Origin of the sequence: Micromonospora trifolii (assembly GCF_050516465.1) — a bacterium.
GTDB lineage: Bacteria > Actinomycetota > Actinomycetes > Mycobacteriales > Micromonosporaceae > Micromonospora > Micromonospora trifolii.
Genome location: NZ_CP191526.1, coordinates 400702 through 417210, shown reverse-complemented (window position 1 = coordinate 417210; position 16509 = coordinate 400702). Strand labels below are relative to the sequence as shown.

General features: G+C 72.9%; 16 protein-coding genes. 8 read left to right on the top strand and 8 right to left on the bottom strand.

The window, feature by feature from the left end; translation table 11 throughout:
• Window positions 1–5: 5 nt before the first annotated feature.
• Entirely contained in the window at window positions 6–1049 is a 1044-nt protein-coding gene (gene nusA / locus ACQRWP_RS01925) for a transcription termination factor NusA (RefSeq protein WP_238682199.1), read from the bottom strand.
• Window positions 1046–1735, bottom strand: a complete 690-nt coding sequence (rimP, locus tag ACQRWP_RS01920) for a ribosome maturation factor RimP (RefSeq protein ID WP_430500533.1) — start codon at window positions 1733–1735, stop codon at window positions 1046–1048. Before rimP ends, nusA begins: the two co-directional genes overlap by 4 nt.
• Window positions 1736–1890: 155 nt before the next feature.
• Here rimP and ACQRWP_RS01915 point away from each other — a divergent pair, with 155 nt between their 5' ends.
• From ACQRWP_RS01915 to ACQRWP_RS01885, 7 genes are all read left to right on the top strand, one after another.
• On the top strand, window positions 1891–2418 hold the full coding sequence (locus ACQRWP_RS01915; RefSeq protein WP_430500532.1) for a hypothetical protein: 528 nt from the start codon (window positions 1891–1893) through the stop codon (window positions 2416–2418).
• Window positions 2415–2852, top strand: a complete 438-nt coding sequence (locus ACQRWP_RS01910; RefSeq protein ID WP_124856468.1) for a ferritin-like domain-containing protein — start codon at window positions 2415–2417, stop codon at window positions 2850–2852. The genes ACQRWP_RS01915 and ACQRWP_RS01910 overlap by 4 nt, the downstream gene beginning before the upstream one ends.
• 53 nt (window positions 2853–2905) lie before the next feature.
• Window positions 2906–3508 carry a PadR family transcriptional regulator gene (locus ACQRWP_RS01905; RefSeq protein ID WP_430500531.1) on the top strand — a complete coding sequence of 201 codons (603 nt, stop codon included), beginning with the start codon at window positions 2906–2908 and terminating at the stop codon, window positions 3506–3508.
• Window positions 3505–4239 carry an ABC transporter ATP-binding protein gene (locus tag ACQRWP_RS01900; RefSeq protein ID WP_225855205.1) on the top strand — a complete coding sequence of 245 codons (735 nt, stop codon included), beginning with the start codon at window positions 3505–3507 and terminating at the stop codon, window positions 4237–4239. Before ACQRWP_RS01905 ends, ACQRWP_RS01900 begins: the two co-directional genes overlap by 4 nt.
• Window positions 4236–7013, top strand: a complete 2778-nt coding sequence (locus tag ACQRWP_RS01895; protein ID WP_430500530.1) for an FtsX-like permease family protein — start codon at window positions 4236–4238, stop codon at window positions 7011–7013. The genes ACQRWP_RS01900 and ACQRWP_RS01895 overlap by 4 nt, the downstream gene beginning before the upstream one ends.
• Before the next feature lie 74 nt (window positions 7014–7087).
• Window positions 7088–7588 carry a nitroreductase/quinone reductase family protein gene (locus tag ACQRWP_RS01890; protein ID WP_430500529.1) on the top strand — a complete coding sequence of 167 codons (501 nt, stop codon included), beginning with the start codon at window positions 7088–7090 and terminating at the stop codon, window positions 7586–7588.
• A gap of 210 nt (window positions 7589–7798) precedes the next feature.
• Entirely contained in the window at window positions 7799–8527 is a 729-nt protein-coding gene (locus ACQRWP_RS01885; protein ID WP_430500528.1) for a nucleotidyltransferase domain-containing protein, read from the top strand.
• Between the two features lie 6 nt (window positions 8528–8533).
• Here the strand turns inward: ACQRWP_RS01885 and ACQRWP_RS01880 are convergent, their stop codons facing one another.
• Window positions 8534–9247 carry a VIT1/CCC1 transporter family protein gene (locus tag ACQRWP_RS01880; protein WP_430500527.1) on the bottom strand — a complete coding sequence of 238 codons (714 nt, stop codon included), beginning with the start codon at window positions 9245–9247 and terminating at the stop codon, window positions 8534–8536.
• On the bottom strand, window positions 9244–10101 hold the full coding sequence (map, locus tag ACQRWP_RS01875; RefSeq protein ID WP_430500526.1) for a type I methionyl aminopeptidase: 858 nt from the start codon (window positions 10099–10101) through the stop codon (window positions 9244–9246). The genes ACQRWP_RS01880 and map overlap by 4 nt, the downstream gene beginning before the upstream one ends.
• A gap of 95 nt (window positions 10102–10196) precedes the next feature.
• Between map and ACQRWP_RS01870 the strand changes: the two genes are divergently transcribed.
• Complete coding sequence (locus tag ACQRWP_RS01870) at window positions 10197–10511, top strand: STAS domain-containing protein (protein WP_430500525.1); 315 nt, start codon at window positions 10197–10199, stop codon at window positions 10509–10511.
• A 26-nt stretch (window positions 10512–10537) separates the two neighbouring features.
• On the opposite strand, the gene ACQRWP_RS01865 is transcribed toward ACQRWP_RS01870, so the two are convergent.
• The 4 genes from ACQRWP_RS01865 to ACQRWP_RS01850 form a co-directional block, all read right to left on the bottom strand.
• A complete protein-coding gene (locus ACQRWP_RS01865; protein WP_430500524.1) occupies window positions 10538–14197 on the bottom strand; it encodes a SpoIIE family protein phosphatase in 3660 nt (1219 codons plus the stop codon).
• A 193-nt stretch (window positions 14198–14390) separates the two neighbouring features.
• Window positions 14391–14942 carry a pyridoxamine 5'-phosphate oxidase family protein gene (locus ACQRWP_RS01860; protein ID WP_430500523.1) on the bottom strand — a complete coding sequence of 184 codons (552 nt, stop codon included), beginning with the start codon at window positions 14940–14942 and terminating at the stop codon, window positions 14391–14393.
• Between the two features lie 47 nt (window positions 14943–14989).
• Window positions 14990–15697: a gamma-glutamyl-gamma-aminobutyrate hydrolase family protein gene (locus ACQRWP_RS01855; protein WP_430500522.1), complete on the bottom strand. Its 708-nt coding sequence runs from the start codon at window positions 15695–15697 to the stop codon at window positions 14990–14992.
• A 44-nt stretch (window positions 15698–15741) separates the two neighbouring features.
• Window positions 15742–16509 (bottom strand): 3-oxoacyl-ACP reductase, encoded by a 768-nt coding sequence (locus ACQRWP_RS01850; RefSeq protein WP_030489498.1) that lies wholly within the window; start codon window positions 16507–16509, stop codon window positions 15742–15744.

Sequence of the window (16509 nt, the reverse complement as noted above, 5' to 3'; positions counted from 1 at the left end):
TACCCCTAGCTCCCCGAGATCGCGCCGCCCGGCTCCCGCACGTGATCAGTTACCCCCCGCGCTGCCGGCGCGGTCTGCTCCGCATCGGAGCGAATGTCGATCCGCCAACCGGTCAATCGGGCCGCGAGTCGGGCATTCTGCCCCTCCCGACCGATCGCGAGCGAGAGCTGGAAGTCGGGAACGGTCACCCGGGCGGCCCGGTTGGCCAGGTCGACCACCTCGACCCGCAGCGCCTTGGCCGGCGACAAAGCGTTACCGACGAAGGTGGCCGGGTCGTCCGACCAGTCGATGATGTCGATCTTCTCACCGTGCAGCTCGCTCATCACGGCACGCACCCGCTGACCCATCGGGCCGATGCAGGCGCCCTTGGCGTTCACCCCGGGCACCGTTGAGCGGACGGCGATCTTCGTGCGATGGCCCGCCTCACGGGCGATCGCACCGATCTCCACGGTGCCGTCGGCGATCTCCGGCACCTCCAGCGCAAAGAGCTTCTTGACCAGCGCCGGGTGCGACCGGGACAGCGTGATCTGCGGCCCGCGCATGCCCTTGGCCACGTGCACCACGACGCAGCGGACCCGCTCGCCGTGCGCGTACCGCTCGCCGGGCACCTGCTCGGACTGCGGCAGCACGCCCTCCAGCTTGCCCAGGTCGACGCTGACGATGCCCTTCTCGGTACGCGTCTCGTGCGCCTGCACCACGCCGGTGACCAGGTCACCCTCGCGGCCGACGTACTCACCGAAGTGCACCTCGTCGGTGGCCTCCCGCAACCGCTGGAGGATCACCTGCTTGGCGGTCATGGCCGCGATCCGGCCGAAGTCGTGCGGGGTGTCGTCCCACTCGCGCACCAGGCTGCCGTCGGCATCCATCTCCTGCGCGTACACCAGGGCGGCGCCCGACCTGCGGTCGATCTCCACCCGGGCGTGCGGTTCGGCCCCGTCGGTGTGCCGGTAGGCGGTCAGCAACGCGGTCTCGATCGCCGCGAGAATCGTGTCGAACGGGATCTCCCGCTCGCGCTCGAGTGCGCGCAGCGCCGCGAGGTCGATGTTCACCTCTCCTCGTCCTCCACATCATCTTCGTCGTCGATGTCGTCTGAATCGTCGATCTCGTCGGAATCGTCCGCGTCGTCGAACTCGTCGTCCGGCTCACCGAGTTCGGCGAGCCGGGTGAACTCGACCTGCACGCGGCCGGGGCCCAGCTGGGCGTACGCCCAGGCGGCGCGGCCGTCGTCGGTCTCCAGGTGCACGCCCTCGTCGTCGGCCGCGACCACCCGGCCGGTCAGCTGACGGTCACCGGCGGGCTGGTCGTTCCGCTGGCCGGGCAGCGCGGCCGCGCCCCGCGCGGTGACCTTCACCAGTCGGCCCACGTTGCGCCGCCAGTGGCGGGGCAGGGTGAGCGGCCGGTCGACGCCGGGCGAGCTGACTTCCAGCTGGTACTCGCCGGCGACGATGTCGCCACCGGTTTCCTCCGCGGCGTCCAGCGCGGCCGAGACCGCGCGGGAGACGTCCGCGACGGCGTCCAGGTCGATCCCGCCGTCGGTGTCCACCATCACCCGCACCACGTGCCGGCGGCCGGCTCGGGAAACCGACAGGTCCTCCAGGTCGTAGCCGGCGTCGTTGACCACCGGCTCGATCACGGCCCGCAGTCGGTCCCGCCGGGCGGCGAGGTCACCGCCGCGGGGGCCCGCAGCACCGCGGGGTCGACCCGTCGGCCTGGTGGCACGGCCACGCTGCGTCATCTCCGCACCCTCTCCCTGGTCGACGGGGACCGGTCGTCCCGCCATGCCGGCACGCCACCGGAGTGGACACGCCGGTGGTTGCGCAGAGCGTAACGCGCCTGCCCGGCGGCGGACCGGGCGGCGCACCGACGCCGGTGCCCCCCGGACCGGCACGGATGGTGTTGACTTGGCCGGTGGGGATCGGCAGAACGACACAGCGCGACCAAGCATCCGGACATTCCCGGCGAAAGCTCCTGAGTGCCGGGGCGCTGCTGGTGCTCGGCGGGGCCGTGACGCCGCTGACCGGCTGTGATCTTTTCGACCGCGACGACCAACCAGCCCCACCGCCCGACCCGCTGCGGCCGATGGTGGACGAGTCACTCGCGCTGGCCGCCGCGTACCGGGCGGGCGCTACCGCCCATCCCGAGCTCGCCGACCGGCTCAACCCGATCGCCGAGACGCACACCGCGCACGCCACCGAGCTGGCCCGGGTGATCGGTGTGACACTGCCGTCGGCGGCCTCCGCAGCCCCGACCGCCGCCCCGGCCGCCGATCCGAGCGGCGCGCGCGCCGCTCTGCGGGCGCTGGAGAAGACCGCTCAGCAGTCCGCCACCGCCGCCTGCGCCGCGGCGCCCGCCGAGCGGGCGGCGCTACTCGGGTCGATCGTCGCCGCCCGGGCAACTCACCAGGAGGCACTGAAGTGAGGCAGCCGTCCGCCGGGGAGGCACTCGCCGCCGCCCTGTCCGCCGAGTACGCGGCCATCTACGCCTACGGACGGATCGGTGTCCGGCTCAGCGGAGCGGCGCGGGACGCGGCACGCCAGGCCGAGGCCGCGCACCGACGCCGACGTGACGCGCTGGTGGTGCAGCTCACCACGGCCGGCGGCGTCGTTCCGCCGGACCGCGCCGGGTACGCCCTGCCGTTCCCGGTCACCGATCGGGCCAGCGCCCTACGGCTCGCCGCCGAGGTGGAGGAGCGCACGGCCGCGCACTGGCGAGCCGCCCTGGCGTCCACCACCGGCGCCGACCGGGACCAGGCGCTGGCCGCCCTTGTCGAGTACGCCGTGCGGGCCACCCGGTGGCGGAAGACGGCCGGGCAGACCCCGCTGACTGTCCCGTTTCCCGGTCGACCCACCTGAACCCGGTCCACTCCGGTTGCGGTGCGCATACCAGGTATGCATACTCCGTTGCCATGTCCATCCGTCACGGGTTGCTCGCCCTGCTCGAACGCGGCCAGATGTACGGCTACCAGCTGCGCGCCGCGTTCGAGGAGTCGACCGGCTCGACCTGGCCACTGAACATCGGGCAGGTCTACACCACGCTGTCCCGGCTGGAACGGGACGGTCTGGTGCGCCCGCTGCCGGAGAGCGAGGCCGGGCAGCGCCCGTACGAGATCACCGACGCCGGCCGGGCGGACCTGGCGCTGTGGTTCGCCACCCCGATCAGCCGTAACGACCGACCCCGCGACGAGCTGGCGATCAAGTTGGCGCTGGCGCTGACCACCCCGGGGGTCGACGTGCGGTCGGTGGTGCAGGCCCAACGCAGCGCGACGATGCGGGCCCTTCAGGAGTTGACCCGGTTGAAGTACGGCAGCAACCGGCCGGAGGACCTTCCCTGGCGCCTCGTACTGGACTCGATGGTCTTCCAGGCCGAGGCCGAGGTGCGCTGGCTGGACCACTGCGAGACCAGTCTGGTCCGGCACCAACCCAGCGGCCCGGCGCCTCCCGCTCCCCGGCCCGATGGCGCTGACGTGCGGGACGCGGCTCGATGGGCCGGCGAGGAGGCACGACGGTGAGCGGATCGGACGACGCGGTGCTGGAGCTACGCGCCGTCCACCGCACCCACGGCGCCGGGCCGGCGGCGGTGCACGCGCTGCGCGGCGTCAGCCTGGTCGTCCGGCCCGGCGAGCTGGTCGCCGTGATGGGGCCGTCCGGCTCCGGCAAATCGACCCTGCTGGCTCTCGCCGGTGGGTTGGACCGTCCGACCGGCGGCGAGGTCCGGGTCGAGGGGCAACCGCTGGGGGCACTGGACCGCCGCGGGCTGGCCCAGCTGCGCCGCCGTCGGATCGGCTACATCTTCCAGCAGCTCAACCTGCTGGGCAGTCTGAGCGCACTGGAGAACGTGGCGCTCCCGTTGGAACTCGACGGGACCAGCGGACGTCGGGCCCGCGCACTGGCCATGGCAGCGCTCACCGAGGTGGGCCTACCCGCGTTGGGTGACCGTTTCCCGGACCAGCTCTCCGGCGGGCAGCAGCAGCGGGTGGCGATCGCCCGCGCGCTGGTGGGCGAACGCCGGCTGGTCCTCGCCGACGAGCCCACCGGGGCGTTGGACTCCCAGACCGGCGAGGCGGTGCTGCACCTGCTGCGCCGCCGGATCGACGCGGGCGCCGCCGGAGTGCTGGTGACCCACGAGGCGCGGCACGCCGGCTGGGCCGACCGGGTGGTGTTCCTCCGCGACGGCGTGCTGGTCGACACGACCGCACCGCTGGGCAGTGTCGAGCAGCTGCTGTCCGGCAGCGACCGGTGACCACTCGCCGTCCGACGCGGGCCCCCGGTCGGGCCGACATCGCGACGCCGCGGCCGGTCGCGCCGCCCGCCCCGGTCGGCCGGCGGCGGTTCGCCGAGCTGACCGGCTCCTGGCGGGCGGCGCTGCGGATCGCCCGGCGGGAGTCACGCCGGTCCCGGCGGCGGACCGCCCTGGTGCTCGCGATGATCGCCATGCCGGTGGCGGCGCTGGCCTTCCTGGCGGCGAGCTACGACATGGCCGAGCTGACCCCACAGGAACGCGTCGACCGCCGGCTCGGCGTGGCCGACGCGCAGTTGCAGTGGATCGCCAACGCCCCGGTGGGGCAGGACGAGTGGGGTGAGGGCTGGTACACCCGCGACGGGGAGCTTCCCGCGAAGGTCACCGCGGCCCAGCTGACCGCACTGCTCGGGCCGGGCAGCCGGGTCACCGAGGTGCGTCCACGCGTCCCGCTGACCCTGCGCGGCCCGCACCGCGACGAGGTCGTGAACGCTCGGGTGCTGGACCTCACCGATCCGCTGGCCCGCGGGCTGGTGCGGTTCCGGGCCGGCCGGGCGCCGCAGCAGCCCGGTGAGGTCGCGGTCAGTCCGAGGGCGCTGCGTCGCCTCGACCTGCGCCTCGGCCACGCCGTGGCCGCCGCCGACGGCAGCAGGGCGTACACAGTGGTGGGGGTGGTCGAGTTTCCCGACGACCTCGGACCGGTGGTGGCGCTGCACCCGGGGGCCGTGCCATCGACCGGTCCGGAGCCGGACGGAGTCTGGCTGGCGGACGTGCCGGGCACCGTCGACGCAGCCTTGGTGTCCCGGCTCAACGACCGTGGGGTGGTGGTCACCGCGCGACACCGGATCGGCTCGACGACCGCAGCGGACCGGACGCGGCTCGGGTCGATCATGGGGGACAACCCGAACGACCTGAGCACCGGCGTCCTGATCGCCGGCCTCGGGCTGCTGGAGGTCGTCCTGCTGGTCGGGCCGGCCTTCGCCGTCGGAGTCCGTCGCCGCCGACGGGATCTCGCGCTGGTCGCGGTGGCGGGCGGGGACGCCGCCCAGCTTCGCCGGGTCGTGCTGGCCGACGGTGTGGTGCTGGGTGTGCTGGGGGCCGCCGCCGGCCTGCTGGTCGGCGTCGGCGCGGCGTTCGCCGGTCGCCCGCTGATGGAGCAGTACGTCTTCAGCGCCCGTTTCGGCGGCTACCGCTGCTGGCCGAGCGCGCTGCTCCTGCTCGGCGGCGTCGCGGTGCTGGCCGGGGTGCTCGCCGCGCTGGCACCGGCCTGGACCGCCGCCCGGCAGGACGTCAGCGCCGGGCTCGCCGGACGACGCACCCCAGCGAAATCCCCGGGCCGGTGGTTGGCTCTCGGACTGGCGCTGGTGGTCGGCGGTGCGGGGCTGGCGGCGTTCGGGGCCACTCGGACTTCCCCGGCGGTGGTTCTCACCGGGCTGATCCTCGGCGAGTTGGGCCTGGTCTGCTGCACGCCCACGCTGCTCGGGGTGCTCGCCCGCCTCGGCCGGGTGTTGCCGCTGGCACCACGGATCGCGCTGCGCGATGCCAGCCGCAACCGGGCCGCCGCGGCACCGGCCATCTGCGCCGTGATGGCCGCCGTCGCCAGCAGCGTCGCCCTCGGCGGATACCTGGCCAGCGACGGCGCTCGCGACGCGCGCGCCTACCGGCCGGCGCTGCCGAACGGTCATGTAATGGTCAGCCCGGTCGGATCGGCCGGGCAGCCCACGCTGGCCCAGATCAACGACGCGGCCCGGAACCAACTCGGGGTCGGCGCGGTGGCCCCGGTGCGGACGCCAAGCTGCGGGGCGGGCCGCACCGGCTACTGCGACGTCGCACCAGTGCTCCCGCTGAACCGGGCCTGCCCCTGGCAGCCCGGCGTTCAACTCCCCGCGGCGCAGCGACAGCAGGCCCGCGCCGATCCCCGCTGCCAGATCCACGAGGTGGACTACTTCGGCGGCTACGTGGAACCCGGCGTCGACGACGGGACCGCACTTCCCCTGCTCACCGGCGCGGACCCGGCGACGACCGCCGCCGCCACGGCCGTGCTGCGCGCCGGTGGCGTGGTGGTGACCGACCCGCGCTACCTGCACGACGGTCTGGTGACCGTCCGGGTCACCGAGGTGGAGGCCGGGCCGGACGTGCCGGTCACCGCCCACGATCTTCCGGGGTACGCGCTGCCCCGGGCGACCGGCCAGCCCCGCCTGCTGCTGTCCGCCGCAGCCGCCCGGCAACTCGGCCTGAGCTGGTCTCAGACCGGCTGGGTGATCGGCACCACGACCCCGCCCGACGAGGAGCAACAGGCACGGTTCGCCGCCGTCCTGCGGCCATTCGGGACGCTCTCGCTGAGCGTGGAGAACGGCGGCGCCCCACGCGACGTCTCACCGTTGCTCCTGCTGCTCGCGGCGGCGGCCGGGCTGATCACCGTGGGGGCGGCCGGGATCGCCACCGCGCTCGCCGCCGCCGAGGGGCGCGCCGAGCTGACCACCCTCGCGGCCGTCGGCGCGGCCCCAGCGGTACGCCGGCTGCTGGCGATCTGCCAGGCCGGGGTCATCGCCGGTCTCGGCTCGGTGCTCGGCATCGTGGCCGGCCTCGGCACCGCCGCGATCGTGCTGGTCTCGGTGAACCGGCAGTACGCCAGTGACTGGCCGGCATCAGATCCGTACCCCTTTCTGGTGCCGTGGCCCGCGCTCGGGGTCCTGGTGCTGGTGCCGGTGGTGGCGATGCTCGGGGCGGGCCTGTTCACCCGGGCCCGGCTGCCGATCGAACGGCGACTGGACTGACCGATCCGCCGGGCGACCGAAAGGGGACCGCGGAGGGGTGCCGCCGGGGCCGGGCAGCCGGCAGACTGACCGGCGTGTCAGTGCTGGGAAGAGTCACCCGTCGGCTCGGTCATCATCGTTGGTTCGGCAAGGCGGCGCGTCTGCTGGTCCCCGTCGACCGGGTGGTCGGTCGCCTCACCCGGGGCCGGGTGGTCGCGCTGGGCCTGATCCCGTCCCTGGTGATCACCACGACCGGCCGTCGTTCCGGTAAGCCCCGTAGCAATCCGCTGGTCTTCGTGCCCGACGGCGACGCGTTCGTGGTGATCGGCTCCAACTGGGGGCAGACCCAGCACCCCGGTTGGGCGATGAACCTGCTCGCCGATCCCGCCGCCGAGGTGGACGTGAAGGGGCGGCGGGTCGCGGTGCGGGCCGAGCGGGCGTCCGGCGCCGAACGGGAGCGGTTGTGGCAGTTGCTGGTCACCGAGTGGCCCGCGTACCGCACGTACGTGCAGCGGGCCGGCGGCCGGGAGATCCACATCTTCCGGCTGGCCCCGACCGGGCGCGGCGCGCCCGACGGTCCGCCGGCGGCTGGCTAGGCTGACGCTCGGTAGCCAAGTCGAGGTGGTCCCGTGAGCGCGAGGAGTGAGCCGGGGTTGCGAGCCCCGCAGCCGCGAACAATGGCGGTCCCGTGAGCGCGAGGAGTGAGCCGGGGTTGCGAGCCCCGCAGCCGCGAACAAAGGCGGTCCCGTGAGCGCGAGGAGTGAGCCGGGGTTGCGAGCCCCGCAGCCGCGAACGGAGCTGGTCCGGTGAGTGAGCGAGCGGGCGTCGACCGGGGCGTCGACGATCGACGGTGGACGGTCGCGGAGCAGGTCGCCGAAGCGGTCCGACGGCGGTTCCCGGCCGATGCGCTCGCGATCGCTGTGCACGGGCCCCTGGCGCACGGTGACGACGACGGCGGCGGGGACCGCGAGGCCGGGATGTTGGTGGTCACCTATCGACCCGGGACGGGCCCGCCGCCGGCGACCCGGCGGGTGGACGGGGTGCTCGTCGACCTGACCGTGGCCGCCGCCGAGGACTACCTGGCCCAGGCCCGGGTGCTCTCCCCGCTCTGGCCGCTGACCGCCGACCGGTACGTCACCACGCAGGCGTTGCACGATCCGACGGGCTGGTTGCGGACGCTGCGCGACGAGCATCTCGCTCGGCTGGCTCGGGCCCGGCCGGCGGAGTTCAGCACCGCGGCCCGGCAGGCGTGGTACCGGGGCAGCGCGGCGCACTCCCGGGCGGCCCGGCTCGCCGAGTGGTACGAGACCGACCAGGCACTGCTGATGCTCGGTGAGGCCCGGCTGGCGGCGGCCACGGTGACCGGTCTGCTGAGTCGCACCTACTTCCGTGACCCGGGGGACGCGGTGCGGCGCACCGGGTTGGCCGGGGCGGACATGACCGAGGTGGGTGTGGTGCTGGCCCGGCAGGCCGAGGAGTTGGCCGCCCGTGGTCGCGCGGTCGACGGCACGATCGACGAGCTGCTCAGCACCTGAGGCGCGTCACAGCCCGCCCGGTACGCCGATCAGCGAGCCGATCAGGTAGGTGGCGCCGGCCGCCGCGGCGCCCAGCAGCAGCTGGCGCAGCCCACTGGTCCACCAGGGACGGTTGGTGAAGCGGGCCACCACGGCACCGGCGGCGAACAGCCCGAGCCCGCCGACGGCGAGCGCCAGCCACAGCTCGGTGGCACCGAGCAGGTACGGCAGCAGCGGGACCAGCGCGCCGACCGAGAAGAACAGGAACGACGAGATCGCCGCGGCCCACGGGCTGGGCTGGTCGTCGGGGTCGACGCCCAGCTCCTCGCGGACGTGCACCCGCAGCGCCTCCTCCGGGTCGCGCCGCACCGCCTCGGCGACCTGGGTGGCGAGATCCCGGGGCAGGCCCCGGGCCACCCACGCGTCAGCCAACTCCCGGGCCTCCGCCTCGGGGTGCCGTTCCAGTTCCCGTCGTTCCTTGGCCACCTCGGCGGCGACCTGCTCGTTGGCGGAGCGCACGCTGGTGTACTCGCCGAGCCCCATCGAGATCGCACCGGCGACGAGGCCGGCGCTGCCGGTGAGCACGATGCTGCGCGGCGACACTCCGCCACCGCCGACGCCGGCGATCAGGGCGATGTTGGTGACCAGGCCGTCCATCGCGCCGAAGACGGCCGGGCGAAGCCAGCCGCCGGAGACGTCCGCGTGGTGCGCCTCGCGCAGCGCCGCTGGGGTGTCGGTCACGGCAGGGTCAGGATCTCGTGGCCGTCGTCGGTCACCACGATGGTGTGCTCGAACTGCGCCGTCCACTTCCGGTCCTTGGTGACCACGGTCCACCCGTCGTCCCACATGTCGTACTGGTAGGTGCCGAGGGTGATCATCGGCTCGATGGTGAACGTCATGCCCGGCTCCATGATGTCCGTGGGGCGCGGGCTGTCGTAGTGCGGCACGTAGAGGCCGCTGTGGAAGGCCTCGCCGATGCCGTGGCCGGTGAAGTCACGGACCACGCCGTAGCCGAACCGCTTGGCGTACGACTCGATGACGCGGCCCACCACGTTGATCTGGCGACCCGGGGCGACGGCGCGGATGCCGCGCATCATCGCCTCGTGGGTCCGCTCGACCAGCAGCCGGGCCTCTTCGCTGACCTCGCCGACGCAGAAGGTGGCGTCGGTGTCACCGTGCACCCCACCGATGTACGCGGTCACGTCGACGTTGATGATGTCGCCGTCCTGGAGGACCGTGGTGTCCGGGATGCCGTGGCAGATGACCTCGTTGAGGCTGGTGCAGCAGGACTTCGGGAAGCCCTTGTAGCCCAGCGTCGACGGGTAAGCGCCGTGGTCGCAGAGGAACTCGTGCACCACCTTGTCGATCTCGTCGGTGGTCACGCCGGGCTTGCAGTGCTCGCCGGCGAGCTGGGTCGCCTGGGCGGCGAGCCGGCTGGCGATCCGCATCTTCTCGATGGTCTCCGGCGTCTGCACGTGCGAGCCACGCCACTCCTGCGGGCGCGCCTTGCCCACGTACTCCGGTCGGGCGATCTGGGATGGCACCGGTCGCATCGGGGAGAGCGTGCCTGGTGTCAGCGGCGGACGGACGGTCATGCCGCAAGCCTATCGCCGGGGCCGCTGGTGACCCGCGCCACGGCCGCCCGGTGGAGGTTGTTGCCCTGCCAGGGTGGCTGTGCCATGGTGTCAGCGTGGATCAAGGGGGAGCACCGCCCGTCTTCTCCGCCAGCGCCGAGATCGACGGTGACCACCTCCACGTCGTGGTGGCCGGCGAGGTTGACATGGCGACCGCGGACACGATGCTCCAGACGGCGCTGCGCGAGCCCGCCGGGAAGATCACTCTCGACCTGAGTGCTGTCACCTTCTTCGACTCGGCCGCCATCCACGCCTTGGTCCGGCTCGCCCAACAGGTTCCGGGCCGGCTCACCGTTCGTCCGTCCCGGCAGGTCCGTCGGGTGCTGGAGATCTCCGGCCTCGGCGAGCAGGGCTGGCTCGACCCGGCCTAGGCACCCGGCCGCTGCCGGGCGCGCGGTCAGTTCTGCAACTGCCGGCGCAGCGTCACCTCGGTGCCCTCGGCGGTACGCCGTACCGACAGCTCACCCAGTGCTCTGATCAGGTCCAGGCCCCGGCCCCGGAAGCCGGAGCCGGTCGACTCCCGCCACTGCCCGCTGTCGCGCACCGTGGCCGTCACCGTCCGATCCTCGATGGCCACCTCCACACTGATCATGGCCTCGGCGGGGTGTACCGGGTGCTCGATGGCGTTGGCGGCGGCCTCGGAGACGGCGACGGTCAGGTCGAACAGGTCGGTCTCGCCGACCGAGTGCGCGACCAGGAAGTCCTCCAGCCGCTTCCGCAGCACGCTGAGCCGGGTCGGGTCCGCTGGTAGCCGCAGCGCGAAGCGGTTCAGCTCCGCTGCCTCCAGGGCGAGGACCGCCACGTCGTCGCGGCGTGGCCGTCCGGTGACCCGCTCCACGACCGCGTCGATCAGGTCCACCACGTGCTCACTCGGGGTGGCCGCGTCGACGCGGAGCTGGGCCAGTGAGGCATCGATGCCGAGCTGACGATCCTCGATCAGCCCGTCGGTGTAGAGCAGCAGTCGAGTGCCGGCCGGCAACTCGCCCTCGACCGACTCGTACGTCGCGTCGGGGAGGGCGCCGACCGGTGGACCGAGCGCCCGGTCGTGCAGGAACGCCACGTCGCCTCCGGTGATCAACAGTGGGGACGGGTGACCGGCGCTCGCGTACCGCAGCCGACCGGTGCGGGGGTTGAACAGCAGGCAGACCACTGTCGCGAAGGAGCGGCCCTCGGTGGAGCCGACCAGCCGGTTGAGCCGGGTCAGCGACCCACCCGGATCGAAACCCTCCAGCACGTACGCCCGCAGCGCGTTGCGCAGTTGCCCCATCGCCGCGGCGGCCCGGACGCCCTTACCGACCACGTCGCCGATGACCAGCACCAGTTCGTCACCGTTTAGCGCGATCGCGTCGTACCAGTCGCCGCCGACCTCGACGTCGGCGCTGCCGGGCAGGTAACGGCTGGCCACCACCGCGCCGGGCAGTTGGGGCAGCGACCGGGGCAGCAGGCTGTGCTGAAGGGTGGTGGCGATGCGGTGTTCGGCCTCGTAGAGCTGGGCGTTCTCCAGTCGTACCCCGACGAGCCGGGCCAGCTGGGTCAGCGCGGCGTCGTCGGCCTGCGCCTCGTCGCCGTCGGCCCGCCAGACCTGCAACTCACCGAGTTGCTTGCCGGTGGTGCCGGTCAACTCGGCCACGAAGGACGGGTCGGCGGCGGTGGTGCCGCCGCCGTCCGCCTCGAAGCGCGCCTCGGCCGCGGTGACCACCACCCGAGCCGCCTCGGCGAGGCTCAACGCGTGCCGGGCGGCGACCTGGAGCACGTCGGCGGTGGATCGGGCGGTGTTCACCGCCACCGCCGCGTCGGCCAGCGCACGGAGCCGGCGGATGATCTGCCCGCGCAGCTGGCCCAGCTCGACGTTGGCCCGCACCCGGGCGATCAGCTCCTGCGCGGAGAACGGCTTGGTGAGGTAGTCGTCGGCGCCGACGGCGAGACCGGCGACGGCCTCCGCGGAGCCGGCGCGGGCGGAGAGCAGCACGATCGGCACATGCCTGGTACGCGGATCCGAGCGCAGCGCGCTCACCAGCCCGAACCCGTCCAGCCGAGGCATCATCACGTCGGTGAGCACCAGGTCGAACCCGCCCTCGCGGGCCAGCGGCAGGGCATCGAGCCCGTCGTTCGCGGTGACCACGTCCCAGGTCGGGGAGAGCAGCCGACTGACGTGCTCCTGTAGGTCGGCGTTGTCGTCGACGACCAGGATCCGGCCAGCCGAGGTGCCCTTCGCCGGCTGACGGTCGAGTTCGGGTGTCGACGCGACACCGGCCCACAGCGCGGTTTCCGCCACGAAGAGCCGGGCCTGCTCGGGCTCACCCATGGGCAGCGGGTCGAACGCCGCCACCCGGTCCGCCGGCAGGTGCGCCGAGCCGAACGGAACGGTCACCGTGAAGGTGCTGCCCACGTCGACCTGGCTGGTCAACCCGACCTCACCGCCGTGCATCTCGACCAGTTCCCGGACCAGCGCGAGGCCGATGCCGGTGCCTTCGTGGGTGCGAGCCCGCACCCCGGGGACCCGGTGGAACCGTTCGAAGACGTGCGGCAGCTCGTCCGGCACGATGCCGATGCCGGTGTCCGTCACCTCCAGCCGGGCGGCGCCCTCGACGGCCCGGATCCGCACCCGGATCTCGCCGTCGAAGGTGAACTTGACCGCGTTCGACACCAGGTTGAGGACGATCTTTTCCCACATGTCCCGGTCGACGAAGACCGGCGTCGGCAGCGGCGGACAGTCCACGCCCAGTCGCAACCCGGCCCGGTCGGTGGCCGAGCGGAAGGTGCTGGCCAGCCGGGCGGTGTAACCGGCGAGGTCGGTGGGCTGGTAGCGGGCGGCGAGCCGACCGGACTCCAGTCGGGAGAAGTCCAGCACGGTGTTGACCAGCTTGAGCAGGCGCAGCGCGTTGCGGTGCATCATGGTGAGCCGGTCGGTTTCGGTGGCGGGCAGCTCCGGGTCGGCCAGCATGTCCTCCAGTGGGCCGAGCACCAGGGTCAGTGGGGTGCGGAACTCGTGGCTGACGTTGGCGAAGAAGTTGGTCTTCGCCCGGTCCAGCGCGGCCAGCTCGGCGGCGCGGGCCCGTTCCTGCTCGTACGCCCGCTGGGTGCCGACAGCCCGGGAGATCTGGGCGGCGACCAGGCCGAGGAAGTCGCGGTAGTCGTCGCTCAGCGGCAGCTGACGGGCCACGCCGACGACCAGCGCGCCGACCGTCTCGTTGGTCGCCGTGAGCGGCAGCACGAGGGCCTGGTCGGCGGCGTCGACCGGCGGCGCGTCGAGCAGAGCGGCCACCTCGATCGTGGCGGGCGCGCCATCGGCGGTCAGCCGGGCCGACAACTGCGTAGCGACATCGACGGAGGGCGGGGTGGTGCCGGTGCAACCGGCCAGGGTGAGCTGGTCGTTGTCGTCGGCCAGATAGATCAGGGCGAACGGCACGTCCGCCCGGTGCCGGCCGAGCACCCCGGCGGCGGTCCGGCCCAGTTCCGTGGCGCTGCCGGTGTCGCTCAGCTCGGCACCCAGTTCGGACAGCGCCCGCAGCCGACGCTCGCCGAGCACCCGCCCGGTGGTCTCGCTGACGATGCAGTAGACGCCACTGACCGAGCCGTCGTCACCGCGGATCGGGTCGTACGAGACGTTGAAGTAGGTCTGCTCGACAAAGCCGTAACGGTCCAGCAGAAAGGGATGGTCCTCGCCCCGATAGGAGCGGCCGGTGCTCCGGACGCTGTCGAGCAGCGGGCCGAGCACCGCCCAGGTCTCCGCCCAGTTCGAGCGGGCCGGTTGGCCGATCACGTCCGGGTGTTTGCCACCGATGGTCGGCCGGTAGGCGTCGTTGTAGAAGGCCAACTGCTCGTCGCCCCAGAACATGACGATCGGCGCGCTGGAGGCGAGCATCATCCCGACCGCGTTGGAGAGCGCCGGGGGCCACTGACCGGGCTCACCCAGTGGGCCGGAGGACCAGTCGAAGGAGGCCAGCCGCTCGCCCATCTCGCCGCCGGCCGCGAACGCGGCGGCCAGCATCGGTGGGGTCTCGCGGCCGGACAGGGCGGGATGCCCGATGTCCGCGCCCCCCTGGGCCGAGCTCATGCAGCCTCCCGCTCCGGCCGTACCCCTCGACCGTTGATCTTCACCCGCCGTGCTCCGACTTGTACCCCAGCGGACCAGCAACGTAACGCATCACGAGCGATGGACGCTGCTTACGTACGCCGGAGCCGTCGGGCACCGGACAGTGCGGGTGGACGGCGGCGTCGAACGGCGGTGGCCGGAACGCTCTGACGAGTCAGAAGACCGGTAGTCCGTCGATGCTTGCCGCGTTCTTGGTGGCGCGGTAGACGACCAGATCATCGGTGCTACGGCGGGAGTGTGAGGTGAGTAACAGATCGCGTTCGGCCCGGAAGTCCATCAGAGGCACCGCGTATCCGCAGGAGTCACTGACCCGCTCCACGTCGACCGTGATGACCGCCCGGACGGCGTGCACGTCCGGCGGCGCGGGAAACTCGGCGAGCCGATCGGCGAAGTCCTCCTCGGTCACCGCGACGCTGCTGCCCCGACCATGCAACCGGATGATCTTCGGCGGGCCGTCGAAGGCACAGAACATCAGCGTGATCCGACCGTTGTCCCGCAGGTGGGCGATGGTCTCCGCCCCACTACCGTGATAGTCGAGGTAGGCCACCCGGTGCGGGCCGAGGATCACGAACGTGCCCCGCATGCCCTTAGGTGACACGTTGACGTGCCCCTCGACCCCGGACGGGGCGGTCGCCACGAAGAAGAGCGGCTGGGCCACGATGAAGTCACGCAGTCGACCGTCGATCTCCTGATAAACCTTGCCCATACGCCGATCCTCCCATCGGCGCCATCGACGGGCGGGGGCGATCTCAGTCACACCCGCCGGCCGGCGGCCCGCACCAACGCCGTGATCGGGCGGGGATCCGACTCGTTCTCCGGATGCCACTGCACCCCGAGCACGAACGGCAGGGCCGGGTCCTCCACCGCCTCGACCACGCCGTCCCCCGCCCAACCGGTCACCGTTAGCCGGCCCGGATCGGCGACCGCCTGGTGGTGGTAAGAGTTGACCTGGTCGACCCCGGCCAGCACCGAGGCGGCCAGGCTCCCCGGCGCGAACCGCACCGCGTGCGCCCCGTACACGCCCGGCGCCGGGCGGTGCTCCTCGTGACCCACCACGTCGGGCAGGTGCTGGTGCAGGGCGCCGCCGTACGCGACCGCGAGCAACTGCATCCCCCGACACACACCCAGCACCGGCAGCTCGGCGGCGAGCGCGGCGGCCAACAGGGTCAGCTCGCCGGCGTCCCGGTCCGGCCGGTCCTCGGTACGCGGGTCGGGCGGCTGGCCGTACCGCCCCGGGCCGACGTCCGCGCCACCGGCCAACAGCAACCCGTCGAGGACGGCCACCACGTCCGCGTCCACGTCGTCCGGCGGCAGCACCACCGCCCGGCCACCCGCGCCCGCCACCGCCCGCGAGTACGCCTCCGGCACCAGCACCGCCCGCACACCCCGCCAGGCCGCCCAGTCGGCGGCTTCGACGTACGCGCTGACCCCGATCAGCGGCCTCTTCCTCAGGGTTGGCACGGTTCGCGACTGCGGGGCTCGCAAACCCGGCTCACTCCTCGCGCTCACAGAGGAGTGACGTAGGCGCCCGTGATGCCTCCGTCGACCACGAACTGCGCGGCGGTCATGAACGAGGCGTCGTCGCTGGCCAGGAACGCCACCGCGGCGGCGATCTCCTCCGGTTGCCCGAAGCGACCCATCGGCACGTGCACCAGCCGACGGGCGGCCCGCTCCGGGTCGGCGGCGAAGAGTTCCAGCAGCAACGGGGTGGCCACCGGGCCGGGGCAGAGGGCGTTGACCCGGATGCCCTCGCGGGCGAACTGCACACCCAACTCCCGGGTCATCGCCAGCACCCCGCCCTTGCTCGCGGTGTACGCGATCTGCGACGTCGCCGCACCCATCAACGCCACGAACGAGGCCGTGTTGATGATCGAACCCTTGCCCTGGCGACGCATGTGCGGAATGGCGTACTTGCAGCACAGGTAGACGCTCGTGGTGTTGACCCGCAACACCCGCTCCCACGCGTCCAGGCCGGTGTCCAGGATGGAGTCGTCGTCCGGCGGTGAGATGCCGGCGTTGTTGAACGCGATGTCCACCCGGCCGTGCCGGTCGGCCACCCCGTCGAACAGGTCGCGTACCGCCGACTCGTCGGCCACGTCGGTGGCCACGAACTCGCCGCCGCACTCCTCGGCGGCCTTCGTACCGGCCGCCGCGTCGATGTCCACGCAGACCACCCGGGCCCCCTCGGCGGCGAACCGCCGCACGGTGGCCAACCCGATGCCACTGCCCGCCCCGGTGACCACGGCCACCCGGTCCTGCAACCGACCCTGCAC